At 68.8% G+C, this 26455-nt stretch carries 25 protein-coding genes, 1 tRNA gene and 3 pseudogenes; 9 read left to right on the forward strand and 20 right to left on the reverse strand.

What is annotated here, in order from left to right:
• Nucleotides 1-93 precede the first annotated feature (93 nt).
• The 4 genes from QM699_RS13955 to QM699_RS13970 all read left to right on the forward strand — a co-directional run bounded on the left by QM699_RS13955 (nt 94) and on the right by QM699_RS13970 (nt 5200).
• Nucleotides 94-1029 (forward strand): choline ABC transporter substrate-binding protein, encoded by a 936-nt coding sequence (locus tag QM699_RS13955; protein WP_415011696.1) that lies wholly within the window; start codon nt 94-96, stop codon nt 1027-1029.
• 23 nt (nt 1030-1052) lie between these two features.
• Complete coding sequence (gene choW, locus QM699_RS13960; RefSeq protein ID WP_415011697.1) at nt 1053-1883, forward strand: choline ABC transporter permease subunit; 831 nt, start codon at nt 1053-1055, stop codon at nt 1881-1883.
• 3 nt (nt 1884-1886) lie between these two features.
• Entirely contained in the window at nt 1887-2936 is a 1050-nt protein-coding gene (gene choV, locus QM699_RS13965) for a choline ABC transporter ATP-binding protein (RefSeq protein WP_415011698.1), read from the forward strand.
• A gap of 155 nt (nt 2937-3091) precedes the next feature.
• A complete protein-coding gene (locus tag QM699_RS13970; protein ID WP_415011699.1) occupies nt 3092-5200 on the forward strand; it encodes a TonB-dependent siderophore receptor in 2109 nt (702 codons plus the stop codon).
• A gap of 229 nt (nt 5201-5429) precedes the next feature.
• Here the strand turns inward: QM699_RS13970 and QM699_RS13975 are convergent, their stop codons facing one another.
• Complete coding sequence (locus QM699_RS13975) at nt 5430-6329, reverse strand: NAD-dependent epimerase/dehydratase family protein (RefSeq protein WP_415011700.1); 900 nt, start codon at nt 6327-6329, stop codon at nt 5430-5432.
• 138 nt (nt 6330-6467) lie between these two features.
• Here QM699_RS13975 and QM699_RS13980 point away from each other — a divergent pair.
• Nucleotides 6468-6545 (forward strand) — tRNA-Arg (locus QM699_RS13980).
• Nucleotides 6546-6650: 105 nt separating this feature from the next.
• On the opposite strand, the gene QM699_RS13985 is transcribed toward QM699_RS13980, so the two are convergent.
• The 5 genes and pseudogenes from QM699_RS13985 to QM699_RS14005 form a co-directional block, all read right to left on the reverse strand.
• Nucleotides 6651-6899: a hypothetical protein gene (locus tag QM699_RS13985; RefSeq protein WP_415011701.1), complete on the reverse strand. Its 249-nt coding sequence runs from the start codon at nt 6897-6899 to the stop codon at nt 6651-6653.
• Between the two features lie 276 nt (nt 6900-7175).
• The gene (serA, locus tag QM699_RS13990; protein ID WP_415011702.1) at nt 7176-8768 is read right to left on the reverse strand and encodes a phosphoglycerate dehydrogenase; all 1593 of its coding nucleotides are present in this window, start codon (nt 8766-8768) and stop codon (nt 7176-7178) included.
• Nucleotides 8769-8830: 62 nt separating this feature from the next.
• Nucleotides 8831-10015 carry a phosphoserine transaminase gene (locus QM699_RS13995; protein WP_415011703.1) on the reverse strand — a complete coding sequence of 395 codons (1185 nt, stop codon included), beginning with the start codon at nt 10013-10015 and terminating at the stop codon, nt 8831-8833.
• Between the two features lie 155 nt (nt 10016-10170).
• A complete protein-coding gene (locus QM699_RS14000; RefSeq protein WP_415011704.1) occupies nt 10171-10500 on the reverse strand; it encodes a TerC family protein in 330 nt (109 codons plus the stop codon).
• A 67-nt stretch (nt 10501-10567) separates the two neighbouring features.
• Nucleotides 10568-10951: pseudogene (locus QM699_RS14005) on the reverse strand (TerC family protein); the annotation flags it as partial.
• Between the two features lie 149 nt (nt 10952-11100).
• On the opposite strand from QM699_RS14005, the gene QM699_RS14010 reads away from it, so the two are divergent.
• Nucleotides 11101-11886: a metallophosphoesterase gene (locus QM699_RS14010; RefSeq protein ID WP_415011705.1), complete on the forward strand. Its 786-nt coding sequence runs from the start codon at nt 11101-11103 to the stop codon at nt 11884-11886.
• Nucleotides 11887-11890: 4 nt separating this feature from the next.
• Here the strand turns inward: QM699_RS14010 and QM699_RS14015 are convergent, their stop codons facing one another.
• The gene (locus QM699_RS14015; RefSeq protein ID WP_415011706.1) at nt 11891-13114 is read right to left on the reverse strand and encodes an aminopeptidase P family protein; all 1224 of its coding nucleotides are present in this window, start codon (nt 13112-13114) and stop codon (nt 11891-11893) included.
• 107 nt (nt 13115-13221) lie between these two features.
• Here QM699_RS14015 and QM699_RS14020 point away from each other — a divergent pair, with 107 nt between their 5' ends.
• Together QM699_RS14020 and QM699_RS14025 are read left to right on the forward strand one after the other, a co-directional pair.
• Nucleotides 13222-14142, forward strand: coding sequence for a LysR substrate-binding domain-containing protein (locus tag QM699_RS14020; protein WP_415011707.1), 921 nt, complete (start codon nt 13222-13224; stop codon nt 14140-14142).
• Nucleotides 14139-14954 carry a glutamate racemase gene (locus tag QM699_RS14025; RefSeq protein ID WP_415011708.1) on the forward strand — a complete coding sequence of 272 codons (816 nt, stop codon included), beginning with the start codon at nt 14139-14141 and terminating at the stop codon, nt 14952-14954. The genes QM699_RS14020 and QM699_RS14025 overlap by 4 nt, the downstream gene beginning before the upstream one ends.
• 15 nt (nt 14955-14969) lie before the next feature.
• Here the strand turns inward: QM699_RS14025 and QM699_RS14030 are convergent, their stop codons facing one another.
• The 13 genes and pseudogenes from QM699_RS14030 to QM699_RS14090 all read right to left on the reverse strand — a co-directional run.
• Complete coding sequence (locus QM699_RS14030) at nt 14970-16190, reverse strand: multidrug effflux MFS transporter (RefSeq protein ID WP_415011709.1); 1221 nt, start codon at nt 16188-16190, stop codon at nt 14970-14972.
• A gap of 93 nt (nt 16191-16283) precedes the next feature.
• Nucleotides 16284-16493, reverse strand: coding sequence for a cold-shock protein (locus QM699_RS14035; RefSeq protein ID WP_415011710.1), 210 nt, complete (start codon nt 16491-16493; stop codon nt 16284-16286).
• Nucleotides 16494-16677: 184 nt separating this feature from the next.
• On the reverse strand, nt 16678-17082 hold the full coding sequence (locus QM699_RS14040) for a tryptophan synthase subunit beta (protein WP_415011711.1): 405 nt from the start codon (nt 17080-17082) through the stop codon (nt 16678-16680).
• A 40-nt stretch (nt 17083-17122) separates the two neighbouring features.
• Nucleotides 17123-17251 carry a hypothetical protein gene (locus QM699_RS14045; protein ID WP_415011712.1) on the reverse strand — a complete coding sequence of 43 codons (129 nt, stop codon included), beginning with the start codon at nt 17249-17251 and terminating at the stop codon, nt 17123-17125.
• Nucleotides 17248-17682 (reverse strand): Fic/DOC family N-terminal domain-containing protein, encoded by a 435-nt coding sequence (locus QM699_RS14050; protein WP_415011713.1) that lies wholly within the window; start codon nt 17680-17682, stop codon nt 17248-17250. Before QM699_RS14050 ends, QM699_RS14045 begins: the two co-directional genes overlap by 4 nt.
• Nucleotides 17683-17821: 139 nt before the next feature.
• Entirely contained in the window at nt 17822-19957 is a 2136-nt protein-coding gene (gene pnp / locus QM699_RS14055) for a polyribonucleotide nucleotidyltransferase (RefSeq protein ID WP_415011714.1), read from the reverse strand.
• A gap of 211 nt (nt 19958-20168) precedes the next feature.
• Nucleotides 20169-20438, reverse strand: coding sequence for a 30S ribosomal protein S15 (rpsO, locus tag QM699_RS14060; protein WP_415011715.1), 270 nt, complete (start codon nt 20436-20438; stop codon nt 20169-20171).
• A 205-nt stretch (nt 20439-20643) separates the two neighbouring features.
• Nucleotides 20644-21263: pseudogene (locus QM699_RS14065) on the reverse strand (SDR family oxidoreductase).
• 102 nt (nt 21264-21365) lie between these two features.
• The gene (locus tag QM699_RS14070) at nt 21366-22106 is read right to left on the reverse strand and encodes an ATP-binding cassette domain-containing protein (RefSeq protein ID WP_415011716.1); all 741 of its coding nucleotides are present in this window, start codon (nt 22104-22106) and stop codon (nt 21366-21368) included.
• Nucleotides 22099-23004 carry an ABC transporter permease subunit gene (locus QM699_RS14075; protein WP_415011717.1) on the reverse strand — a complete coding sequence of 302 codons (906 nt, stop codon included), beginning with the start codon at nt 23002-23004 and terminating at the stop codon, nt 22099-22101. Before QM699_RS14075 ends, QM699_RS14070 begins: the two co-directional genes overlap by 8 nt.
• A 255-nt stretch (nt 23005-23259) precedes the next feature.
• The gene (locus QM699_RS14080; protein WP_415011718.1) at nt 23260-24258 is read right to left on the reverse strand and encodes an ABC transporter substrate-binding protein; all 999 of its coding nucleotides are present in this window, start codon (nt 24256-24258) and stop codon (nt 23260-23262) included.
• Between the two features lie 235 nt (nt 24259-24493).
• Nucleotides 24494-24829 carry a sugar-binding domain-containing protein gene (locus QM699_RS14085; protein ID WP_415011719.1) on the reverse strand — a complete coding sequence of 112 codons (336 nt, stop codon included), beginning with the start codon at nt 24827-24829 and terminating at the stop codon, nt 24494-24496.
• Between the two features lie 22 nt (nt 24830-24851).
• Nucleotides 24852-25442 (reverse strand): annotated as a pseudogene (locus QM699_RS14090) (sugar-binding domain-containing protein); the annotation flags it as partial.
• Between the two features lie 102 nt (nt 25443-25544).
• On the opposite strand from QM699_RS14090, the gene QM699_RS14095 reads away from it, so the two are divergent.
• Nucleotides 25545-26453, forward strand: a complete 909-nt coding sequence (locus QM699_RS14095; RefSeq protein ID WP_415011720.1) for a tagatose-bisphosphate aldolase — start codon at nt 25545-25547, stop codon at nt 26451-26453.
• Nucleotides 26454-26455 lie beyond the last annotated feature (2 nt).

Raw genomic sequence — 26455 nt, forward strand, 5'->3', positions numbered from 1 at the left:
GGTTTTGCTTGCAAGCGTCAACGCATTCGAGTGTCGTCACAAATGACGCCGGAAACCAACGCAGTTTCCGGCCACTGCAACACGGAGGCCTGGATGTTTCGCCTGCTCACTGCAGCTGTGATGGCGGCTGCCCTTGCGGCACCTGCGATCGCCGCAGAACCGAAAAGCTGCAATTCCGTGCGTTTCTCCGATGTCGGCTGGACCGACATCACCGCCACCACGGCGACGGCCTCGGTCCTGCTGAAGGCGCTGGGCTACGAGCCCACCACCTCGATCCTGTCGGTTCCGGTCACGTATGCCGGCCTCTCCAAGGGAGACATCGACGTCTTCCTCGGCAACTGGATGCCGACCATGGAGGGCGACCTCGCCCCGCACCGCGACGACGGCAGCGTCATCGTGCTGCGCCCGAACCTCGAGGGGGCGAAGTACACGCTCGCGGTCAACAAGAGCCTCGCCGACGCAGGCCTGAAGGACTTCTCCGACATCGCCAAGTTCGCCGACCAGCTCAAGTCGAAGATCTACGGCATCGAGCCCGGCAACGACGGAAACCGCCAGATCCTCGACATGATCACCAAGGACGCCTTCGGCCTCGGCAAGTTCCAGCTCGTCGAATCCTCCGAGCAGGCGATGCTGGCCGAGGCGAAACGCGCGCAGAAGTCGGGCAAGGGCATCGTCTTCCTCGGATGGGAGCCGCATCCGATGAACAAGAACATCGACATGGTGTATCTCACCGGCGGCGACGACTTCTTCGGTCCGAACTTCGGTGGCGCCACGGTCTACACCAACGTGCGCAAGGGCCTGGTCGAGGATTGCCCGAACGTCGGCCAGTTCCTGAAGAACCTCGGCTTCACCCTCGACATGGAGAACGCCATCATGGGCTCGATCCTCGACGACGGTGACGATCCGGAAAAGGCGGCGACGACCTGGCTCAAGGCCAATCCCGATGCCATCGGCCCGTGGCTGCAGGGCGTCACCACGTTTGATGGACAGGACGGGCTCGCCGCGGTGAAATCCGCGCTCGGCATCTGAGGCGGTAGCGGGGGCGCGGCGCGATGGAGTGGATCGAAGGCACGAAAATTCCGGTCGGCAAGTGGGCGGGGCAGGCGGTCGACTGGCTGACCGACCACGGCGCGTGGTTCTTCGACGGGCTCGCTGACATCGTGAACGCGTTGATCGACGCAATCCTCTGGACGCTGCAGACGCCGCCGGAATGGGTGGTGATCGCGGTCTTCGCGGTTCTCGCCTGGTTCCTGCAGCGCAGCTGGACCGTGGTCGCCCTCGTGCTGATCGGCTTTCTCTACATCCTGAATCAGGGCTACTGGCAGGAAACGACCGAGACGCTGACGCTCGTGCTGTCCGCCGTCATCGTCTGCATGGGCATCGGCGTGCCGGTCGGCATCGCCGCCGCCCATCGCCCGCGGCTCTATGCCGCCATGCGCCCCGTGCTCGACATGATGCAGACGCTGCCCACCTTCGTCTACCTGATCCCGGCGATCGTGTTCTTCGGCATCGGCATGGTTCCGGGCCTGCTCGCGACGACGATCTTCGTCATTCCGTCGCCGATCCGGCTCACCTACCTCGGCATCACCACGACGCCGAAGGAGCTGAAGGAGGCCGGCCTCGCCTTCGGCGCCACGCCCGGCCAGCTGCTCCGCAAGGTCGAACTGCCCTGGGCGATGCCGCAGATCATGGCGGGCCTCACCCAGACCATCATGCTGTCGCTCTCCATGGTGGTGATCGCCGCCCTCGTCGGCGCCGACGGCCTCGGGGTGCCGGTGGTGCGCGCGCTCAACACCGTCAACACCGCGCTCGGATTCGAGGCGGGCCTCGTCATCGTCGTGGTCGCGATCGTGCTCGACCGTGTGTTCCGCAGGGAGGGCTGAGAGATGGCCGCTACCGACGCCATGATCGAGTTCGACAATGTCTCGATCGTCTTCGGATCCGACCCGCATTCCGCCCTGCCTATGATGGACCGCGGTCGTTCCCGGGCGGAGGTCCAGCGCGAGACGAGCCAGGTTCTCGGCGTCCACAACTGCACTCTCACGGTGCAGAAGGGCGAGATCTCCGTGCTGATGGGCTTGTCCGGCTCGGGCAAGTCCACCCTGCTCCGGGCGGTCAACGGCCTCAACCCGGTGATCCGCGGCAGCGTGCGCGTCCGCGGCAAGAACGGCGCCCTGGTCGATGTGGTCGCCTGCCCGCCGAGCGAGCTGCGCGCGCTGCGGCGCGGCGGCGTCGCGATGGTGTTCCAGCAGTTCGGCCTGCTGCCGTGGCGCACCGTGGTCGAGAACGTCGCCCTCGGCCTCGAACTCGCGGGCATGCCGAAGGAGACCCGTCTCGCCAAGGCCCGCGAGGTGCTCTCCACCGTCAACCTGCAGGACTGGGCGGACAAGCGCGTCTCCGAGCTGTCCGGCGGCATGCAGCAGCGCGTCGGCCTCGCGCGCGCCTTCGCCACCGACGCCGAAATCCTGCTGATGGACGAGCCGTTCTCCGCCCTCGACCCGCTGATCCGCAACCGCCTGCAGGACGAGCTGCTGCAACTGCAGGAAAAGATGCACTGCACCATCGTCTTCGTCTCCCACGACCTCGAGGAGGCGGTGAAGCTCGGCAACACCATCACCATCATGGAGGGCGGCCGCATCGTGCAGAGCGGCGCGCCCGATGACATCGTGCTGAAACCGGCCAATGGCTACGTCGCCGATTTCGTGGCGCACCTGAACCCGCTCAGCGTCCTCACCGCCGCCGATGCCATGGTGCCCGACGCCGGCCCGGGCGATCCGGCCCGCAGCCTCGCGCCGGGCGCCTCGCTGCGTGACGCCCTGCCGCTCTTCGCGGCCTCCGAGGCGCCGGTCTGGGTCGCGGTCGACGGCACGACCACCGGCCGCATCACGCCGCAGGCGGTCTGCGCCCTCCTCGCCCCCGGCGCCGCGGCGGCCTGAGGCCACATCCGACAGCCTGACGCGGCCGGCACCGGCTGGCCGCCACATGTGTCATATTGACGCTCCCGACCACAGCGGCCATGTACGGCCTGTCCGTGGCGACCCACCGAAGATCAGGCAGGCAGCCCCCCCCCCGAACTCTCCGAGGGACTCCCATGCATCGCCTCCTCGTCGGCACCGCCCTGCCCCTGCTTCTCGCCCTTGCCTCCGCCGGCCGCGCGCAGGACGCCGCGCAAGACGCGGACGAGGGCCTGGTCCTGCCCACCCTCAACGTCGACGCCGTTGCGGATGCCGGCATGGTGCCGCTCTCGTCCGCCATCGCCACGAAGACCGACACGCCGATCGAGCGCATCCCGCAGGCGGTGTCGATCATCACCCAGGAGTCCCTCGTCCAGCGCCGGCCGCAGACGCTGGAACAGGCGGTGTCCTACGCCCCCGGCGTCGTCCCCTCGCCATGGGGACAGGACGACCGCTTCGCCGAGTTCCTGATCCGCGGCTTCGACATCGGCACCTACGGCGTCTATCGCGACGGCCTGCCGCAGAAGGTCATCGGCTTCTCCGGCTTTGCCATGGACCCGTGGAGCCTCGACGGCATCGACGTGCTGAAGGGCCCGAACGCGGTGCTCTACGGCGAGACCGATCCGGGCGGCATCGTCAACGCCACCACCAAGCGCCCGACCTTCGACCCGCTGCGCAAGGGCTTCGTCGCCTACGGGCCGTTCGACACCTGGCAGGGCGGCCTCGACGTCGGCGGCCCGGTCGGCGAGGACGGCACCCTCGCCTGGCGCCTGACCGGCCTCTACCGCGGCGGCGAGACCGGCTTCGCCAACTCGTTCAACGACCGCCAGTTCATCGCCCCGGCGCTGACCTGGCGCCCGGATGCGGCCACCGAGATCACCGTCCTCACCAACATCCAGAAGGACAAGACCACGCCCGCCCTCAGCCTGCCGGTGGCGGGCGAGGACTATCCTGCCGCGTCGGGCGCGCTGCCGGACTGGATGTGGCGCACCAACCCGGATGAAAGCTACTACAAGGCCGACATCGCCTCGGCCGGCTATCTCTTCTCGCACGAGTTCTCGCCGACGCTGACCGTGCGCCAGCAGACCCGCGTCGCCCGGCAGGAAACCGACTACCGCGAGTTCTACTTCAACGGCATGTCTTCCGACACGGAGATGAACTATGCCGACTTCACCGTGAACGAGACGGCGAAGACCGCCGCCGTCGACACGCAGGCGCAGATCGACTTCGACGTCGCCGGCCGGCCGAGCACGCTGCTCCTCGGCGTCGACTACAGCCGGGCGGAAGCGGACTCGGCCTATGGCTTCGATGACAGCTACACGATCCCGATCGCCGACCCGGACGTGTCGTTCACCCGGCCGCGCCCGGCGATCTACTACGACGGCGTGCAGACCGTGGAGCAGTACGGCCTCTACGCCCACAACCAGATCTCGCTGACCGACCGGCTGTTCGCCAGCTTCGGCCTACGCCAGACCTGGGTCGAGAACCGCTTCGACGACCACCTCGGCACCGACGACACCTCGCAGGACGACCACAAGCTCGTCTGGGACGTCGGCGCCACCTACGACCTCGACCACGGCATCACGCCCTACGCGAGCTATGCCACCGGCTTCGTGGTCAACACCGGCGCCGACTTCGACGGCAACCTCTACAAGCCGACCGAGGCGGAACAGATCGAGGTCGGCGTGCGCTGGCGGCCCGAGACGGTCAACGCGCTGATCTCCGCCGCGCTCTACTCGATCGACAAGACCAACGTCCTGACCACCGACCCGGATCACAACAACTTCTGGGTGCAGACCGGCGAGGTCCGCCACCGCGGGCTCGAGTTCGAGGCCAACGTCGACCTCGACGGCGGCTTCTCGGCGGTGGCCGGCTACAGCTACATCGACGCGAAGATCACCTCGAGCAACGACGGCGACGAGGGCAACCGCCCGGCGCTCGTCCCCGAGCACGAGGCCTCGCTCTGGGGCAACTACGCCTTCCAGTCCGCCAGCCTCGACGGCCTCAGCCTGGGGGCGGGCGTGCGCTACGTCGGGTCGAGCTTCGGCGATTCGACCAACACCCGCGAGACCCCGGCCCACACCCTCGTCGACGCCGCCCTGCGCTACCGCCGCGGCGCGGTCGAGGGGGCGCTCAACGTGACGAACCTCCTCGACAAGCAGTACTACGCGATCTGCCGCGCCGGCGGCGGCTGCGCGCCCGGCGACGAGCGCGAGGTCCAGCTGACGGTCAGCTTCGACTTCTGACCTGCCCTCCGGGACGCGGCGAGGGCCCGCGGAGGCCGCCGCCGCGCTCCCCTCGGGCCGCTCGCGCGACCCGACGGGTCTTCATACGGCCTTGAAACCTGGAGAGCAGGCGTTTTCCGGCAACAGCCGGAAAACCGGAAAAGAAGACTGCGCGCACCAGCGCGCTCCTTGTCGCGGCAAAGGCCGCGTCCCGCCCGTCGATCTCCCGGGCGCGCGAGACGCGAACCGCTCAGCCCGCCACGTACTGTCGCCAGTCGTGCTCCTCGCGAAACCCGAGCATCCGGCGGATCTTGGCGTTCGAGAACAGCGCCTCGTTCTCGCCCATCGGCCGCGTCACCGGCACGCCGGGGAAGAACCGCTCGATCAGCTCCGCCGTCGGTATGTTCATGCCGTTGGTGTCGTTGCCGGCGTTGAACACCTGATAGCCGAGCCCATCGGTCTTGAGGCACCTGTCGACGATCTGCCCGAGATCCCGCGCGTCGATGTAGCAGAACGCGTTGCGTCGCCGCACCTCCGGCGCCGCGAAATAGCCCGGGAACAGCGTCGCATACTCGTGCGGCTCGACGACGTTGCCGATCCGGAGCGAATAGATGTCGATCCCCGAGCGGCGCTGGAAGCTGCGCGCCGTCACCTCGTTCACCACCTTGGAACAGCCATAGCTGTCCATCGGGTCGACGTCGTAGTCCTCGTCCAGCGGCAGCGCCTTGGGATCGGTGATGCCGTCGGAGAAGCAGATGCCGTAGGTGGTCTCGGACGACGCGATCACCACCTTGCGGATCCCGAGCTTCACCGCCGCCTCGATGACGTTGTAGGTGCCGATCGTGTTCACCCGGAACGTCTCGTTGTCCGGCTTGATGAGGATGCGGGGGATCGCCGCGAAGTGGACCACCGCGTCGAACCGCGGCACGCCGGTGCCCGCGTCAAGCTCGCCGAGATTGCCGTACGAGGTCAGCACGTCGAAGACCTGCCCCGAGTCGGTGATGTCGGCCGAGAGGGTGTCGACCCCCGGCACGTCGAGCGGCGCCAGGTCGACGTTTACCACCTTCCAGCCCGCGGCAACGAGATAGGGCACAACGTGTCGCCCGGCCTTGCCCGAACCGCCCGTGAACAGCACCCGTCTGCCCGCCATTTCCATCCTCCCGAAGCAAGACCGTTTTGCCGTGCATGGCCGACTTCCGCGCCGGGGTCCAGCCGGGCAATCCGCTGTGCAGAAACCTTCATTGAAGGCTTGCATTCCGCCGCCCGCCGGCGTATCTCGCGCCCCGACGGATTGGTAGCTCAGTTGGATAGAGCACTTGACTACGAATCAAGGGGTCGGGGGTTCGAAATCCTCCCCAGTCCGCCAAACCTACGCTATTGTGCGCCAGACTATCCGGCCCTGGCTGGCGATACGATGCGGTTGCCGCTTGGCGCCGTCCGCACGCAAGACAGCGTAGGGGGGATAAGCAAGCTACTTGGACTGTTCGGCCTCGCGGGTAGCAACTGTCATTGCTGCAACGGTCACGACTATCACGGCTTCGGTAACGTCGTCGCAACGGACCAATGCCTCGTGCGCAAGCTCTGCGAGGCTATTGGCCGATTCGGGAGACTGAGGCCGCCATTGAACCTTCGCCAACTGTGTATCAACCATTTTCGACTTCACCTCGTCGATCAACTGGAGGATGCGGACAACAGTTTCGAGTGGGTTTGATACGCCCATTTGACCTCCCGATAGAACGACGCTTGACAAGTGGCGGAGACCTCACGCTAGAGCTTCTACTACTATAGTAGCGCTATAGCGTAAACGTAGTGATCATCATTGTCGGTCGCGACCCGCCACTTCCTCCCAGCGACATCTCTGAACGCGTAGCTACGCCGTCCCCGGGCGGAGGCGCGCGCGTGCATCAGCGACTCGCCCGGCGGGCTCCGCTGCGCATTTTCCCGATGCGGGTGTCCCCGACCCGTGCCGGTGTCGGCACGGGTCGGGGATCGAGGCTCAGAACTTCAGGGCCTTGGCCTGACGGATCTGCGGCAGCGTCGCGAGGGCCGCGAGCGCTTCCGGGGCGACCGCCTCGTCGACGCCGAGGAGCGCGATCGCCTCGCCGCTCTTCTGCTCGCGCCCCAGGGCGAAGGTCGCGATGTTGATGCCGAGCGAGCCGAGCTTCGTCCCCAGCGCGCCGATGTAGCCCGGCGTGTCGGTGTTGGTGGTATAGAGCATGAACTTCATCGGCTCGGCTTCGAGGTTGATCCCCTTGATCTGGATGAACCGCGGCTTGCCGTCGGAATAGATCGTGCCGGCCACCGAGCGGGTCATCGTCTCGGTGGTGACGATGAGGCGCATGTAGGAGCCGAAGGCGCCCTGCGCGTCCTTGCGGCTCTCGGTGATGAGCACGCCGCGCTCGCGGGCGACGACCGGCGCCGAGACCATGTTGACCCCGCCCTCGCCGACCAGCGGCTTCAGCAGGCCCGCGGTCAGCGCCGCAGTCAGCGGCTTCAGGTTGAGCTGCCCGACCTCGCCGACGAACTCGATCTCGATTTCCTTGATCGGGCTGTCCGTCACCTGCCCGGCGAAGCTGCCGAGCATCCCGGCGAGGTCGATCCACGGCTTCAGGATCGGCGCTTCCTCGGCGGTCACGGAGGGGGCGTTGATCGCGTTCGAGATGGCGCCCGCCATCAGGTAGTCGGACATCTGCTCGGCGACCTGCAGGGCCACGTTCTCCTGCGCCTCGGTGGTCGCGGCGCCGAGGTGCGGCGTGCAGACGACGTTGGGCGCGCCGAAGAGCGGATTGGTCTTGGCCGGCTCTTCCGAGAACACGTCGAAGGCGGCGCCGGCGAGGTGGCCCGACTTCAGCGCCTCGGCGACCGCCGCCTCGTCGACGAGGCCGCCACGGGCACAGTTGATGAGGCGCGCGCCCGGCTTCATCTTCGCGATGCGCTCGGCCGACAGGATGTTGGCGGTCTTCTCGGTCTTCGGCACGTGCAGCGTCACGAAGTCGGCCCGCGCGAGCAGGTCTTCGACCTCCTCGATGCGCTCGATGCCGAGCGCCTGCGCGCGCTCGGCCGAGAGGAACGGATCGTAGGCGATGACCTTCATCTTCAGCCCGATGGCGCGCGCGGCGACGACGGAGCCGATGTTGCCGGCGCCGATCAGGCCGAGGGTCTTGCCGGTGATCTCGGTGCCCATGAAGCGCGACTTCTCCCACTTGCCGGCCTGGGTCGAGGCGTCGGCGGCGGGGATCTGGCGGGCACAGGCGAACATCATCGCGATGGCGTGCTCGGCGGTGGTGATCGAGTTGCCGAACGGCGTGTTCATCACCACGATGCCCTTGGCGGAGGCGGCGGGGATGTCGACGTTGTCGACGCCGATGCCGGCGCGGCCGATCACGCGGAGGTTGTCGGCCTTGGCCAGCAGCTCGGCCGTCGCCTTTGTGGCGGAGCGGATGGCGAGGCCGTCGTAGTTGCCGATGATCTCGGCGAGCTTCGCCGGATCCTTGCCGAGCTTCGGCTGGAAATCGACCTCGACGCCGCGATCCCTGAAGATCTGCACGGCGGCATCCGACAACTCGTCGGAGATGAGAACCTTGGGCATGGGTATGGCTCCACGATCGGCGGGCACGCACGGCCCGCCGTTGTCAGGGGATAGGGTCAGGATCAGGCGCGGGCGGAGGCGAAGGCCCAGTCGAGCCACGGGCCGAGCGCCGCCACGTCGGCGGTATCGACCGTCGTGCCGCACCACACGCGCAGGCCCGGAGGGGCATCGCGATAGCCGGCGATGTCGTAGGCCACGCCCTCGGTCTCGAGCAGCTTGACGAGCTTCTTCACGAAGTCGCGCTGCGCCGCCTCGTCGAGCGCGGCGATGGCCGGGTCGACGATCTTCAGGCAGACCGAGGTATTGGAGCGCGCGGCCGGATCGGCGACGAGGTTCTCGACCCACGCCGTCGCGTCGACCCACTCCTGGATCGCCGTGAAGTTCGCGTCGGCGCGCGCCCGGGTGGCCTCGAGACCGCCGAGCTTTTCCATCCACTCGAGCGCATCCACCGCGTCGGCGACGCAGAGCATGGAGGGGGTGTTGATCGTCTCGCCGGCAAAGACCCCGTCGATGAGCTTGCCGCCCTTGGTCAGGCGGAAGATCTTCGGCAGCGGCCGCGGCGGGGTGAAGGTCTCCAGCCGCTCGACGGCGCGGGGGCTGAGGATCAGGATGCCGTGACCGCCCTCGCCGCCCATCGCCTTCTGCCAGGAGAAGGTGGTGACGTCGAGCTTGGCCCACGGCAGGTCCTGCGCGAACGCCGCGGACGTGGCATCGCAGAAGGTGAGCCCTTCGCGGTCGTCGGCGATCCAGTCGCCGTTCGGCACGCGGGCGCCGGAGGTGGTGCCGTTCCAGGTGAAGCAGACGTCGGCGTCCCTGCGCACCTGCGCGAGGTCCGGCAGCTCGCCGTAGGGGGCGGTCAGCACGCGCGCGTCGGCGAGCTTCAGCTGCTTCGTGGCATCCGTGGCCCAGCCCTGACCGAAGCTCTCCCAGACCAGCATGTCGACCGGCCGCGCGCCCAGCATCGACCACATCGCCATCTCGAAGGCGCCGGTGTCGGACGCCGGCACGATGCCGACGCGATAGCCGGCCGGCACGCCGAGCACGCGCGCGGTGCGCTCGATCGCATCCTTGAGCTGCGCCTTCGGCTTCGCGGCGCGGTGGCTGCGGCCGAGGAAGGCGCGCGCGGCGACCGCTTCGGCGGTCCAGCCCGGGCGCTTGGCGCAGGGGCCCGAGGAGAACTCGGGACGGACGGGGGTTGCGCTGGGTTTGGCGGGCGCCGTGAGCACGGCGGCCTCGGGATCGCTCATCCTATGAGCTCCACTGTCAGGGCGATGTTCCTGAGTGCGCCCCGCTCGCCCTCATCGGGAACGCGCCCGGGGCCCGGATAGGCGATTTCCGTGCGGCTGTGAAGGGGGTCTGTTCCGAAATCCCGCCGCGGTGATCGCCGACGCCGCGGGCGCGTCTAGGACCGGGCGTCCGGGTCCGCCGCGTCGCCGGCCTCGCGCGCACCCTCTGCGGGACCGTCCTCGTAGTGGCTGTGCAGGTGCACGGGCTTGTTCTTGTGGCGATACAGCATGTTGATCGACTCGATGAAGACCGAGAAGATCATCGCGGTGTAGATGTAGCCCTTCGGGATATCGACGCCGAAGCCCCCCGCGACCAGCGCCATGCCGATCATGATGAGGAACCCGAGCGCGAGGATCTTCACCGTCGGATGTGCCTCGACGAACGCGGCCACCGGCCCGGAGGCGACCATGAGCACGATCATCGACAGGATCACCGCCACCGCCATCACCCAGAATCTCGTTCGCCATGCCGACCGCGGTGACGATCGAGTCGATCGAGAAGACCAGGTTGATGAGCGCGATCTGCACCACCACCGCGGTGAAGCTGCCCATGACCCGAGCGCTGCCGTCGCCTTCGTCGCCCTCAAGCGCCTCGTGGATCTCCATCGTCGCCTTGTAGATCAGGAACAGCCCGCCCGCGGCGAGGATCAGGTCCTTGCCGCTCACGTCGTGGCCGAAGGCATGGAACAGCGGCTGGGTCAGGCCGATGATCCAGCCGATGAACACGAGCAGCACCAGCCGCGGCACCAGCGCCAGCGTCATGCCGGTGTAGCGCGCCGCCGCCTGCCGCTCCTTCGGCAGCTTGCCGACGAGCACCGCGATGACCACCAGATTGTCGATGCTGAGCACGACCTCCAGCACGGTCAGGGTCAGGAGGCTCGTCAGGGCATCAAGCATGGGGTCGTCCCGTTGGTTCGGAGAGCGCCGGCGCGGGGTGTCATGGCGCCTGCCGCTCCGCCCCGTCGCGTGATAGTCCCCGGCGGGCCGGCTGGGCAAGGCCGGGCGGCATCTGGACAAGCCGACGGCGCGGCGATAGTGCGGCGCACATGAGCGATCTCACCGAAGGCCGCCGCATCTACGCGATCGGCGACATGCATGGCCGTCTCGACCTCGTTTCGGCGATGTTCGACCGGATTCGCCGCGATCTCTCGCGCCGGCCGCACCCGCAGCCGCTGGTGATCTGCCTCGGCGACTACATGGACCGCGGCCCCGAATGCCGCGGCGTGCTCGAGGCGCTGATGGCGCTGCGCGATTCGGCCCTGCCGGCGCGCTTCCTTCTCGGCAACCACGACAGCTACGTGAGTGCCTACCTGCGCGATCCCGACTGGTACGACCGGACCTATCACTGGCTGCACGACGCCATGGGCGGCAACGCCACCCTCGCGTCCTACGGCGTGCCCGACGCCAGCGACCTGCATCCGGCGGCGACCCGCGACGCCTTCGCCGCGGCGTTCCCGGCCGAGCACATGGCATTTCTCGACGCCTGCGAGCTGGGGTTCCAGATCGGCGGCTATTTCTTCGTCCATGCCGGCATCCGCCCGGGCGTCGCGCTCGACGCGCAGGAGCGCGACGATCTGATCTGGATCCGCGAGCCGTTCCTCTCCTCCAGCGCCGACTTCGGCGTGAAGGTCGTGCACGGCCACACCATCGTGCCCGAGGTCGAGCACCATCCCAACCGCATCGCCGTCGACACCGGCGGGTTCCGCACCGGGCGGCTCTCCTGCCTGCTGCTCGAGGGCGAGGAGGTCGGGCTGCTGACCGAGGCCGGGCCCGAGCCATTGCCGGTCAACGCCGGCAAGCCCGGCTGGCGCACCCTCTGGATGCGCCGCTGACGCGTCAGCCGACGATGAGGTGCGCCGGGCCGTAGGGGAAGCCGGTGATGTTGCGATTGCCGTCCTCGGTGAGGACGAGGATGTCGTGCTCGCGATAGCCGCCGGCGCCGGCCGTCCCCTCCGGGATGGTGATCATCGGCTCCATCGACACCACCATGCCGGGCTCCAGCACCGTCTCGCAGTCCTCGCGCAGCTCGAGCCCGGCCTCGCGGCCGTAGTAGTGGCAGAGCACGCCGAAGGAATGGCCGTAGCCGAAGCTGCGGTACTGCAGCAGGCCCTGTGCCGCATACATCTCGTTCAACTCGCGGGCGATGTCGGAACAGCGGTTGCCGGGCACCAGCAGCTGCTTGCCGCGATCGTGGACCGCACAGTTGATTTCCCACAGCCGGATCGCCTCGTCCGTGGCCGTTTCGGCGAACAGCGTGCGCTCCAGCGCGACGTAGTAGCCCGCGACCATCGGGAAGCAGTTGAGCGACAGGATGTCGCCCCGCTCGATCCGGCGCGAGGTGACGGGGTTGTGCGCACCGTCGGTGTTCAGGCCCGACTGGAACCAGGTCCAGGTGTCGAGCAGCTCGGCGTGCGGCCAGCTCCGCGCGATCTCGCGCACCATTGTCGCCGTCGCGTGCAGCGCGACCTCGTGCTCCGGCGTCCCGACCCGCGCCGCCTCGACACAGGCGGCGCCGCCGAGGTCGGCAATGCGCGCCATCTCGGTGATGTGGGCGATCTCCTCGGCCGACTTCACCATGCGCAGCCGCATCGCGGGCGCGGCGATGTCGACGAACTCCATGCCCGGGAACTCGGCCTTGAGCAGCGCCAGCGTGTCGATGGTCACGTGGTCGAACTCGATGCCGAGCCGGCGGACGCCGCCGGTCAGGCCGCGGATGGCGTGGAACCAGTTGTCCTTCTGCCAGTCGGTGTAGGTGACGTTGCCGCCGAAGGTGCGCCGCGCCGGCTGGCCGCCGTCGATGCCGGCCGAGATCGAGGTGGCCGCCTCGGGCGTCACGACGAGGCCATAGCGACGGCCGAACGAGCAGTAGAGGAAATCCGAGTAGTAGTTGATGTTATGGTAGGACGTGAACAGCGCCGCGTCCGCGCCCACCGCCGCGACGGCGCCGCGCACCGCGTCGAGCCGGCGCCGCATCTCCGCCGCCGAGAACGTCGGCGTCACCTTCGGGCCATTGCGGGTGAAGTCCTGAAGGCGGGCGCGGGGGAGCAGGCTGCCGTCCATCGTCGTGGTCTCCTGTCGGGGAATGGGCCGGAGTGTCGCGCGGAGGTGGGGTCTTGTCAAAAGACCTCTTCTCGCGCCAGCATGAGCTGGCCTCATGGAGAGCCGCCATGTCCCAAGCCCCGCTCGGCGCGCTGCGCGTGCTGGAAGCCGTCGCGCGCCACGGCAGCTTCAGCCGAGCAGCCGACGAGCTCTGCGTCACGCAGTCGGCGGTGAGCCATCAGGTGCGCGGCCTCGAGGACTGGCTCGGCGCGCCGCTGTTCGAGCGAAGCGGCAACCGCGCCACGCTGCGGCCGCACGGCGCCGAGCTGGCGGCGGCGCTGTCTCGGGCGCTGGGCGAGATCGACGCCGCCTGTCGCCGCGCCCGCCGCGCGGGCGGGCCGCCGTCGCTGACGGTCGCGGTCATCCCCTCGGTGGCGATCTGCTGGCTGATCCCGCGGCTCGGCGGCTTCCGGGCGCTGCTGCCGGACGTGACGGTGCGGATCGTCTACGCCATTCATGGCCAGCCGGTCGATTTTCGCGACGCCGATCTGGCCGTGGTCTTCGCCGAGCGGCCGCTGGACCCGCCGGGGATGGCCGTGGCGCGGTTCCTGCCGGGCCGCACCGTGCCGGTCGCGGCCCCTCACCTCGGGCGGCCGGAGACACCCGCGGCGATGCTGGCGGCCGGGCTGCTGCACGACACCGACCTCTCCGGCTGGCGCGGCTGGCTCGACGCGGCGGGCGCGGCCGCCCTGCCGGTGGCCCCCGGTCCGGTGTTCGAGGATTTCAACCTCCTGCGCGCCGCCGCCCTCGCCGGGCAGGGCGTGGCGCTCTGCCCACTCGCGATCATCGCGGACGACCTGCGCGAGGGGCGCCTCGGGCAGCTCTCGGAGATCGCCGTGCGCGACACGTGCGGCTATTACCTGCTGTCATCCCCCGCACCCGCCGCCGACCGGGCCCCGGCGGTCGCGGCGTTTCGCGACTGGCTGCTCGCGACGGCGGGTGAGCCCCCTTCCCTCGCCCCCGGCGACTCGTCTAGAGGTTGCGCATGACCATCGGTGTGTTCGACAGCGGCCTCGGCGGCCTCACCATCCTCTCGGCGCTCGCCCGGGCGCTGCCGGGGCAGGATTTCGTCTATCTCGGCGACAACGCCAACGCCCCGTACGGCTGGAAGGCGCCGGCCGAGATATACGAGCTGACCATCGCCGGCGTCGAAAGACTGTTCCGCGAGGGGTGCGGCCTCGTCGTGCTGGCCTGCAACACCGCCTCGGCGGTTGCCCTGCACGACCTGCAGGTGAACTGGCTGAACCCCGCCACCCACCGCGTGCTCGGCGTCTTCGTGCCGGTGATCGAGCACCTGACCCGGCGCGACTGGGGCGACAATACGCCGCCGACCCACACCGGGCTGCGCGACGTCGCGCTCTTCGCCACGCCCGCAACGGTGCGGAGCGGCGCCTTCCCGCGCGAGCTGCGCTTTCGCGCGCGCGATGTCACGGTGGTGCCGCAGGCCTGCACCGGGCTGGTCGAGGCGATCGAGGCGGGCGAACTCGACCGGGCCGCCCGTGTCGCGCGCGAGCATGTGGCGGCCCTGCTCGCCCGGTTGCCGGCGCCGCAGTCGGCGGTGCTGGGCTGCACCCATTATCCGCTGGTCGAGGCCGCCTTCCGCGCTGCCCTGCCCCCGGCGACCATGCTCGTGTCTCAGCCCGAGCTGATCGCCGCGAGCCTCCGCGACTACCTGAAGCGCCACCCGCGCTTCGCCGGCGGCACCGGCAGCGCGCGCTACCTCACCACCGGCGACCCGGCGACCGTGGGCGCCCGGGCGGCGGTCTTCACCGGCACCCCCCTGCCGTTCCAGGCCGCCTGATCGGACGGCGATCGGTCAGAGCACCCCGCGCCGCCGCACGTCGAGCGTCGCGAGCACCCCGAGGACCGCACTCGCCAGCATGAGCCAGACGAGGCCGAGCGCGCCCGCGCTCGCCCCCACGAGCGCACCGGCCGCGACGGAGAGCAGTGCCCCGCCGCCAATCATCAACCCCCCGGCGAGCCCGGACGCCGAGCCCGCGAGGTCGGGCCGGACCGAGACGACGCCGGCGTTGGCCGACGGCAGCACGAGACCGTTGCCGACGCCGGTGAGCACCATCACGGAGAAAAAGCTGAGCGGTCCCGCCACATCGGCGAGGAACAGCCACGCAGCGATCACCACGCCAACCAGCGTGACGACACCGCCCGCCAGCATCATGCCGCCGAGCCCGACGCGGCTGGCGTAGCGCCCGGAGAGGAAGTTACCGACCAGATAGCCGAAGGCCGGAAAGCCGAAGTGCAGCCCGAGCCCGGCCGGCGACATGCCGAGCACCTCGCGCGCCACCCACGGGCCGCCGCCGAGAAAGGCGTAGAACACCCCGGCCCCGAAGGTCGCGGTGAGCGAATAGCCCCAGAACGGCCGCGAGCCCAGAAGCGCCGGATACTGGCTGAACTGCGCCGCCAGGCTCTCGCTCGGCCGCGCGTTGGTCTCGCCGAGGTCCGCCCAGACCAGCGCGAACACCGCCGCGCCGGAGACGAGACTGAAGACGAAGACCGAGCGCCATCCGAACGTCTCGTCGAGGATGCCGCCCAGCATCGGCGCCACCATGGGGGCGAGCGACATGCCCATCGTCACGTAGCCGAGCAGGCTGGCGGCCTGCAGCGGCGGCACCATGTCACGCACGATTGCCCGGCTCAGCACGAGCCCGGAGGCGACGGCAGCCTGCGCCATGCGACAGGCGAGGAAGACCGCGATGTTCGGCGCCACGGCGCAGCCGAGGGAAGCAAGCAGGAAGATCGCGCCCGTCACGAGCAGGACCGGACGCCGGCCGTAGCGGTCGGACAACGGCCCGAGCCCGAGCTGCAGGACGCCGGTCAGCCCGAGATACCCGGAGACCGCGGTGGCGACGAGGGCATAGTCGGCGCCGAATTCCGCGGCGATGCTGGGCAGGGACGGCAGGATGACGTTGAGGCTGAGCGCGGCAATGCCGGCGATCGACACCACCGTGACGATGTGGGGCGGCGTCCTGCGGTCCAGCCAGACCCCGGCTGCGGACGTCGCCTCCCCCTCGGCCTGCATGCGCCTTTGCCTTCACCCGAACATGAAAAGCCCGGCGCGCTCCGTGGGAGCCGCCGGGCGCGCTTGCCGGGCACCGTCAGGCGCCCCGCAGGTTCACCGAACCAGCGTGATCGACCCCGCCGAGGTGCGGCCGTCGCGACCGGACTCGAGCTCGTAGTTGATCTTCTGGCCATCGGCGATCGAGCTGAGGCCCGCGCGCTCCAGAGCAGACACGTGAAGGAAGATGTCCTTACCGCCCGCGTCGGGCTGGACGAAGCCATAGCCCTTGGTCGCGTTGAACCACTTCACCGTTCCGGTCGCCATGCATCACTCCTTGGCAACTCCCGCCCGCGAGAGTGCGGCGGCTCGGGTAGGGTCGTACCAGGATCGAGAGGCCGACCGGTCGTAAGACGTGGAGCAGACCGAAGGGGCAACACTACCGCCGGAGGCCATACGGCAAGATCGGCGAGAGAACAAGCCGTGTCGTGCTCGCCCCGCGCGCCTCCCCTTACTGGCCGCCGCTCTGCTGCTGTTCGTCGGCGAGGCGCCGCCGGCGCCGGACGCGCTCGCGCCAGAACACGCTCAGGCGCCGCCGGCTGCGGATCGAGTTGGCGGCCACCGTCGGACGGATGAAAGGCACGTCGACCGCGAGCAGCATGATCCCGAGCGGCAGCATCCAGATGCCGAGCACCGGCAGGAACGAGAAGCACCCGCCCAGAATCAGCACGAAGGCAGCAGGCAGGCGAACGACCCGCATGCCATCCCTCAAAAGCCGTTCGGTCACGGGCCGGGTCACGGGCATGGCCCGGGCCAGAGCCTCGAACTGACGGTGCAGCCGTCGCTTGTCCTTGAGCACGCTTCTAAGCATCTCCCCCTTGACCGGGAAGGTGATACCATTGCCGGCAATCATCAAGGCTTTCTCACGAGGCCGCGACCATTCGGTGAATCGCCTCTCAATCGGATTGGCGCACGATGTCGATCAGCGGCTGAAATGCGTACATCGCCGCCCGCCTCCCCGCGCCTGGCGCCACCTGGACGAGCAGGCCGGCATCCCGCAGCTTGCGCGTGATATCCATCGTCACGTGCGACGGGATCCCGCTCGACGCCGTGAAGCGGTTGTTGCGGAAGGCAGGCTTTCGGGCGAGATCGGCACAAAGGAGATCGACCGCCGCCGGCTGTCCCCGATGTAGTTCTGCTGGCTCTTGTATGAGCCGGGCTCGAGGCCGGCTCCGCGGCCGAACGACAGCAGGATCTGATGTGCGCTTCGGATCAGGAATTCCGAGAGCGGTTGCCCGTCCGCCATCTGGAGCTGAATCCGGCGCATTGCACGGGCATGGAGGAAGGTCTCGACGGCTTCCGATCTGGCGTTGGAGAATGCCTCCTTGTCACCGGCATCTTCTTCCCCCTCGATCCGCAGGATCTCCTCCAGCGTGGAAATCGTCCCCTCCATGCGCGACGATACAACCGCCTCCTGGCTGCGGAGGGGCGCGAGCAGGATCTCACCGTCGTGCATCGAGGTCGTAGCGCGCGAGTTCTCGGGAGCTTGAAGCACATCAAGACCGCTCGCCGTATCCGAAAGCGCCTCCCGACAACGACAAAGCCCCGCCAGTGGCGGGGCCTTGCCTTACCTCAGGTGAGGTTCGCCCGGCGGATCACTCCGCGGTGGCGTCCGCCTCGGCCTTCTCCTTGCCGGTCTCCTGGTCGACGACCTTCATGGAGAGGCGAACCTTGCCGCGCTCGTCGAAGCCCATCAGCTTCACCTTCACGGTCTGGCCTTCCTGCACCACTTCCTTCGGGTGGCTCACCCGCTCGCTCGAGAGCTGGCTGACGTGGACGAGCCCGTCGCGCTTGCCGAAGAAGTTCACGAAGGCGCCGAAGTCCATGATCTTCACCACCTTGCCGGTGTAGATCTTGCCGATCTCCGGCTCGTCGACGATGGCGCCGATCAGCTCGCGCGCCTTCTCGATCGCCGCGGCGTTGGCCGAGGCGATCTTGATGGTTCCGTCGTCGTTGATGTCGACCTTCGCACCCGACTCCTCGACGATCGAGCGGATGACCTTGCCGCCCGAGCCGATGACTTCACGGATCTTGTCGACCGCGATCTGCATCGTCTCGATGCGCGGGGCATGGGCGGAGAACTCGGTCCGGCCGCTGGTCAGCGCGTTCGCCATCTCGCCGAGGATGTGCATCCGGCCGTCCTTCGCCTGGGCGAGGGCCTGCTCCATGATCGCGGGCGTGATGCCGGCAACCTTGATGTCCATCTGCAGCGACGTGATGCCGTTGGCCGTGCCCGCCACCTTGAAGTCCATGTCGCCGAGGTGATCCTCGTCGCCGAGGATGTCGGTCAGCACCGCGAACCGCTCACCCTCGAGGATCAGGCCCATGGCGACGCCCGCGACCGGCGCCTTCAGCGGCACGCCGCCGTCCATCATCGAGAGCGACGAGCCGCAGACGGTGGCCATCGAGGACGAGCCGTTCGACTCGGTGATCTCCGACACGACGCGGATCGTGTACGGGAAATCCGTCGCGGCGGGCAGGACCGCCTGCAGCGCGCGCCACGCCAGCTTGCCGTGGCCGATCTCGCGCCGGCCGGGCGAACCCATGCGGCCGGTCTCGCCCACCGAGAACGGCGGGAAGTTGTAGTGCAGCAGGAAGTTCGAGCGATACGTCCCGTGCAGCGCGTCGATCATCTGCTCGTCGTCGCCGGTGCCGAGCGTGGTGACGACCAGCGCCTGCGTCTCGCCGCGGGTGAAGAGCGAGGAGCCGTGCGTGCGGGGCAGCACGCCGACCTCGGAGACGATCGGGCGGACGGTGGTGAGATCGCGCCCGTCGATGCGGCGGCCGGCATCGAGGATGTCCCAGCGCACGACGTCGGACTCGAGCTTCTTGATGACGCCATCGAGCGCGGGATCGGCCCGCTCGTCGTCGGAGAGGCCGGCCTTGATCTGGTCCTTGGCGGCCGAGACGGCGGCCTGGCGGTCCAGCTTGTCGCGGATGCCGAAGGCGGCGCGCATCGCCTCGCCACCGGCGGCCTTGGCCCGCTCGTAGAGCGCGGCGGTGTCGGCCGGCTGGAAGGCGAAGGGTTCCTTCGCGGCCACCTCGGCGAGGTCGATGATGAGGTCGATCACCGGCTGCATCTGCTCGTGGCCGAACTTCACCGCGCCGAGCATCTCGGCCTCGCTGAGCTCATAGGCCTCGGACTCGACCATCATGACCGCGTCCTTGGTGCCCGCCACGACGAGATCGAGCCGCTGCTCGGGGTTCTCGCGCAGCTTCTCCATGTCGTCGACGGCCGGGTTCAGCACGTAGGAGCCATCGACGAAGCCGACGCGGGCGGCGCCGATCGGGCCCATGAACGGCGCGCCGGAGAGCGTGAGCGCGGCAGAGGCGGCGATCATCGCGACGATGTCCGGGTCGTTCTCCATGTCGTAGGAGAGCACGGTGGCGATGACCTGGACCTCGTTCTTGAAGCCCTCGACGAACAGCGGCCGGATCGGCCGGTCGATCAGGCGCGAGGTCAGCGTCTCCTTCTCGGAGGGGCGCGCCTCGCGCTTGAAGAAGCCGCCGGGGATCTTGCCGGCGGAATAGGTCTTTTCCTGGTAGTGCACGGTCAGCGGGAAGAAGTCCTGGCCGGCCTTGGCCTTCTTCTCGTAGACGACGGTGGCGAGCACGCTGGTCTCGCCATAGGTGGCGAGCACGGCGGCGTCGGCCTGGCGCGCGATCTTCCCCGTCTCGAGCGTGAGCGTGTCATGGCCCCACTCGATGGATTTCTTGACTTCGTTGAACATATCTCTTCCTTCGGTCTCGGCGATCGGACCCCCTGGTCCGGGCCGTGCAACGCGGGGGATCATTTCCCGCGGACCCCGCTGCTTCTCGGACAAGGGCGCTCCCTTGGGGTCGGAGGGGCCCGGCGGACATGGATGGCTTTGGGGTCGTCGGCGCACCATCCCGGCGCCGGACGCGAAGGGCGCGCCCCTCGGGGGAGCGCGCCCTCTTTCGTCAGCGGCGGATGCCGAGGCGGCCGATCAGCGACTGGTAGCGCGCCTCGTCCTTCTTCTTGACGTAGTCGAGAAGCTTGCGGCGCTGGGACACCATCTTCAGGAGACCACGGCGCGAGTGGTTGTCCTTCTTGTGGGCCTTGAAGTGCTCGGTCAGCGTGTTGATGCGGCTGGTCAGGATCGCGACCTGCACCTCGGGCGACCCGGTGTCGCCGGCCTTGGTGGCGTAGTCCTTGATCAGCTGCTCTTTCACGTCGGGCGTGATCGACATCGGGAAATTCCTTCTCGTGAGCTTTGCGAAACCGCCGCTTTCACTGGCGCCAGCCGGGATGTCGTCCAGCAGGGTCATGAAAACACGGACCGGCCGGGACGGATCCCAGCCGGCGGCTGGCATATAGACGGTTCGGGCGCTGATGGGAAGAGCCTCGCGCGGAGCGGGTCGGCCGCCACCCGGCGGGGCAGAAGCGTCCCTGGCCTCAAATATCCTGATTCGACGGCAGGATCACCAGATCCCGGATCGTCACGTTGGCCGGCCGCGTCAGCATGAACAGCACCGCGTCCGCCACGCCCTCGGAACGCAGGCCCTCGCGGGAGGCCACCTTGGCGTCGATCACGGCCGGGTCGGAATATCCCCAGAGCTCGTTCAGCACCACGCCCGGCGCCACGGCACCGACGCGGACGTTGGCGGGGCCGACCTGCCGGCGCAGGCCGTGGACGAACGACTGGATGGCGTGCTTCGAGGCGGAATAGATCGGCTCCCACTGGATCCCTGGTGGCCGGAGACCGACGAGGTGACGATGATGTCGCCGTCCTGCCGTGCGACCATCTCGGGCAGCACCGCACGGACGAGGCGGAAGATGGCGTTCACGTTCACCGTCAGCAGTTCGTCCCACTCGTCCGGGTCACCGTCGGCCACGTCGCCGGGGATGTGGAGGCCGGCGTTGGCGAAGAGGATGTCGATCTGCCCGAGCGCGGCACGCGCCCGCTCCACGGCACCCTCGGCGGCGCCCGTCCGCGTCAGGTCGGCCGGCACGACGACCGCGCCGTTGCCCGCCTTCATCGCCACCGACTCGAGCCGCTCGCGCGAGCGCGCCACCCGGGCACCGGCCGTCGCCAGCGCCAGCGCCGTGGCCCGGCCGATCCCCGAACTGGCGCCGGGACGAGCGCGGTGCGGCCCCTCAGCGGCTTGTCCGACACCTCATCCCCCGATCATCAGCTTCACCACCTCGTCGTGGGTGGTCTCGGAGATCTTGCGCTCGCCGGCCTTGATGCCACGGCGCATGACGATGATCCGGTCGGACACCGCGAAGATGTCCTGCAGGTTGTGCGAGATGAAGATGATCCCGCGGCCCTGCGCCTTCAGCTGATGAATGAGCGAGATCACCTTGCGCTGCTCGGGCACGCCGAGCGCCGCGGTCGGCTCGTCCATGATGAGGATCTGCGCGTTCCAGTGCACCGCGCGGCCGATGGCCACCGCCTGCCGCTGGCCGCCGGAGAAGTTCGAGACCGGCGCGTCGAGGCGGGAGACGTGGAAGTCGAGCAGCGCCATCGTTTCCCGCGCAGCCTCGCGCATCGCCTTGCGGTCGAGCACCGGCAGGAAGCCGAACTTCTTCGTCATCGGCTCGCGACCGAGGAAGATGTTGGCGCCGATCGACAGGTTGTCGGCGAGCGCGAGGTCCTGATAGATCGTCTCGATCCCCTTGTCGCGCGCCTCCTGCGGCGTCTCGAAGCTGACCGGCTGGCCCGCCAGGCGGATTTCGCCCGCGGTCGGCTGGAAGACGCCGGAGATCGTCTTGATCATCGTCGTCTTGCCGGCGCCGTTGTCGCCGGCGAGCGCCACGACCTCGCCGCGGTGGATCGTCATGTCGAAGTCGTTCAGGGCGCGGATCGCACCGAAGTGCTTGGAGAGGCCGCGGACCTCCAGCAGGGCTTCACTCATCGACCCGGCCTCCCGAAAAGCGGCGCTGCGCCTGGTCGATCAGCACCGAGATGATGATGACGACGCCGACCGAGATGAACTGCCAGAACGGCTCGACGTTCACGAAGACGAGCCCGTACTGGATGACGGCGATGACGAAGGCGCCGGCGACGGTGCCGAGGATGGTGCCCGAGCCGCCGAAGAGGCTCGCCCCGCCGATGACGACGGCGGCAACGCAGTCGAGGAGCAGAGGCTCGCCCGCCTGGGCGGCGCCGGCGTTGAAGCGGGCGGCGTAGAGCACGCCGGCAAGCCCGGCGCAGGCGGCGGACAGGACATAGAGCCGGAACAGGTGGCCCTTCACGTCGATGCCGGCACGGCGGGCGGCCTGGACGTTGGCGCCGATCGCATAGTTGTGCTGGCCGAATTTCGTCTGGCTGAGCAGGTAGTGCATCCCGAGCATGAACACCGCGGTGATGAGCACGATGTAGGGGATGCCGAAGACGCGACCGTTGCCGATGACCGCGAACAGGCTGTTGCTGATCGGCACGGTCGTGCCGCCGGCGAGCAGGAAGGCTGTGCCGCGCGCCACGCCGAACATGCCGAGCGTGCCGATGAACGGCGGCACCTTCAGCCGCGAGATCAGCAGGCCGTTGATGATGCCCGGGCCGCAGGCGACGAGCACGCCGACGATGAAGCCCGAGAGCACGCCGACGAGCAGGCCGGCGCCGGGGGTGACGAAATTGATCGTATGAGCGGCGACCACGGCGGCGAGCCCCATGATGAAGCCCATGGAGAGGTCGATGCCGCCGGAGATGATGACGAAGGTCTGCCCAGTGGCGAGCAGCAGCGGCGCGACGGCGAAGATCGCGATCGACTGCAGGTTGAAGGTGTTCAGGATGAACGTACCGCCAAAGGCCACCCGCGCCCAGATCTCGAAGCCGGCGATCAGCGCGGCGAGAAACAGCCAGGCGCGCAGGTCGGCGATGCGCTGGACAATGGTGCGGGCCTGATCGGCATGGTCGGCCTGGGGCTTGCCGTGACCGGAGGTGGTACTGGAGTTCGATGGGTGTGGACATGCGGCAAAATCCCCTGCGCTGCACGGCCCGGGGGGATCGCGCGGTGAGTGGCGTCGGGCGGACGGCGCCCGCGGTGAGGCGGGCGCCGGGGGACGGGATCAGTTGGAGTAGATGTACTTCGCGACGTTCGGGTCGCCGACATTGTCCTTGTCGATCACCGTGAAGCCGGTGCCGATGGCGGTCGGGATCGACTGGCCGGTCAGGTGGGCGACGGCCGAGACGACGCCGTAGTAGCCGATTTCCGCCGGATGCTGGGCGATCGCCACGTCGACGAGGCCGCTGTTGATGTTGTCGACGATCGAGGTGGGCGCGTCGAAGGCGACGACGCGGACCTTGCCGGTCTGCCCCGCCTGCTGCACGCCGTTGCCGGCGCCGAGCGCGGAGAAGAGGTTGGCGCCGAACACGCCCTTCAGGTCGGCGTTGCGGGCGAAGACCGCCTGCAGCTGGCTCGCCGCCTTGTTGGCGTCGTTGTCGTTGAACTGGGTTTCCAGCACGGTGACCTTGGGGAAGTTCTCGGCCATCTCGGCCTTGAAGCCTTCCTCGCGCTGGTCGGTGGTGGAGATGCCGGGCTTCACGTTCGAGACGTAGACCTTGCCCTCGCCGCCGATCGCCTCGGCCAGCGCACGGGCCGCCATCCGGCCGCCGAGCACGTTGTCGGAGGCGATGTAGGACAGCGGGAAGTCGGCATCGCCGGCCCCGGTCTGGTACTTGCCGGTGCCGATGAAGGTGTCGACGGTGATGACGGGGATACCCGCCTCGGTCGCCTTGCGCAGCGGCTCGACCAGCTGGGTCGTGTCGGTCGGCGCGATCAGGATCGCGTCCGGCTTGCGGGCGATGACCGCGTCGAGCACCGGCACCTGCAGCACCGGGTTGAAGTCGGGCGCGCCCTGGAACACGAGGTTCACGCCGAGCGCGTCGGCCGCGGCCTGCGCGCCCTTGCGCATGGTGATGTAGAACGCGTCGGTGGTCAGGCCCGGAATGAGGGCGATGGTCTTCTTGTCCTGCGCGTGCGCGGGCGCCGCAACAAGACTGCCGAGGCCGATGGCGATCGCAAGGCCAGACGCGGCAACGGTCTTGAGGATGGAACGGCGGTTCATGTGTCCTCCCAGGAGCAGCGCCTTGGCTTGATGCCGGCGCTTGGCGGCGATCAAACGCGCGCGGTGCCATTCCGTCAAGAGAAATTTGTTCCTGAAACTTATTTCTATGGTTTGTTTGAGCTTGCCGGAGGCGTGGCGCCCCGGCGCGGTTCCCTCTGCCCAAGGCGAGGATGGAATTGCTCCAAGTCTGCCGGGTTTTCCCGAGCCGTGCCCGACCGCGCCGGCCGCATCCGCCTCACTTCGCCGGCTCCCGCCCCAGGACCGCCTCGGCGGTGCGGGCGTCGGTGACGAGGGCCGTGACGAGGCCGGCGCGGACGGCGCCGAGGATCGCCTCGGCCTTCTCCGGGCCGGCGGCGATGCCGACGACGAGGCCCGCGCGGCGCAGCTGCTTCGGCGAGGCCGCAATCATCCGGCGCTCGCCCTCCCAGTCGACCGGCGCGCCGGCGGCGTCGAAATAATGGCGGATCACATCGCCGGCGGCATGGACCAGTGCCTGTTCGTCGGGGGTGGCGGCGCTCGCCTCCGGCGAGCCTCTGGGCGTGCGGCAGGCCGATGCCCACCAGCGCCACATCGATTCGGTCCCAGAGCGCGACGCTCGCCGCGATGGCGGCATCGGTGAGGAAGGCCTCGCGGGTGCCGGCGGACGGCAGGTAGGGCGCATGGATGAAGTTCGGCGTGCCCCCCATCTGCTCGGCCGCGAGGCGCACGAACTCGTTCACCTGGAAATGCGGCAGGTGCTGCTGCATCCCGCCGGTCGCCGAGACGGTGAGCACGCCCGGCACCGGCGGCAGACCGGAATCGAGCATGGCGCGAATCGCCCGGCCCCAGCCGATCGCCACGACCGAGCCGACCCCGAGCCCGGCCGCGAGCAGGAGTTCGCCGACGGGCGCGGCCAGCGCCGGCAGCGGCGCCGCGGGCGGCGCCTCGACGACCCGCGCCGCCCGAAGCCCGAGCCGCTTTGCGAGCGCCGCGGCGAGATCGTCGGCGGCCACCAGCTCGGCAATCTCGATGCGGACGATTCCGTCGGCGCGCGCCCGCTGCAACAGGCGCGAGACGGTTGCGGTCGACACGCCGATGCGCTTGGCGATATCCACCTGGCTCATGCCCGCCTCGTAGTGCATCCGCGCCACGCTGTGCAGCAGCGCGCGGGTTCCCGCCGGGTCGGACGCTGGGGGTTGAGGCATGTTGCAATTCCTTTCTGAAATATGCTACACGACACGCAGAGGAAACGCTAGCACGCGCCGGGGCGTCGGGCACCCACCGCGTTGCAGGGAGAGGACAACGCCATGACTGCCATGACCACCGCCGAGCGTCGCGGCTACCAGCAGATCTGCGGACCGGACGGCGCGATGATGGTGATCGCCGCCGACCAGCGCGGCGGCATGCGCCAGGCGCTGACCTCGGACCCGGCGGAGCAGAAGACGATTTCGAACGCGATGCTCGGCGAGACCAAGGCCGACATCACCCGCTATCTCGCCAGCGTCGCGGGCTGCATCCTGGTCGATCCGCTGTGCGCGGTGCCGATGCTGGTCGACGATGGCGTGCTCGACCGGCAGACCGCGCTCCTGATCGGCCTCGACGCCTCGGGCTGGGACACCTCCGCCGAGGACTACCGCGTCTCGGTGATGTGCGAGGGCATCACCGCCCGCCGCGTGCGCGAACTGGGCGGCACCGGCGGCAAGATCATGATCTACCTCCGCTCCGACACGCCGGCCGCGAACGTCGAGAACCTCGCGACCCTCGACGCGGTGGTGGCCGACTTCGCCGCCGAGGACATGCTGCTCGTGGTCGAGTTCCTCACCTACCAGCTCGAGGGCGAGAGCAAGGAAGACTACAAGGCCAGGACCGCCGAGCTGATCGAGGGGGGCTCGCGCCTCTGCCTCGAGCACGGCGCGAAGCTGCTGAAGATCCCCTACCCGGGGTCGGCCGAAGCCTGCGCCGCGATCACCCGGCTTTCGGGCATCGTGCCCTGGGCGGTGCTCTCGGCGGGCGTCGACCACCAGACGTTCCTCGGCCAGGTCGAGATCGCCATGGCGAACGGCGCCTCGGGGGTCATCGCGGGCCGTTCGCTCTGGAAGGACTGCATCTCGCTCGACCGCGCCGTGACCAGGGAGCGCCTGACCACCATCGCCGTGCCGCGCCTGCGCGAGATCCAGGCGGTGATCGCCCGGCACCGGGTCGCCGCCGCAGCCTGACG

This window comes from Amaricoccus sp. (assembly GCF_047602525.1).
GTDB lineage: Bacteria > Pseudomonadota > Alphaproteobacteria > Rhodobacterales > Rhodobacteraceae > Amaricoccus.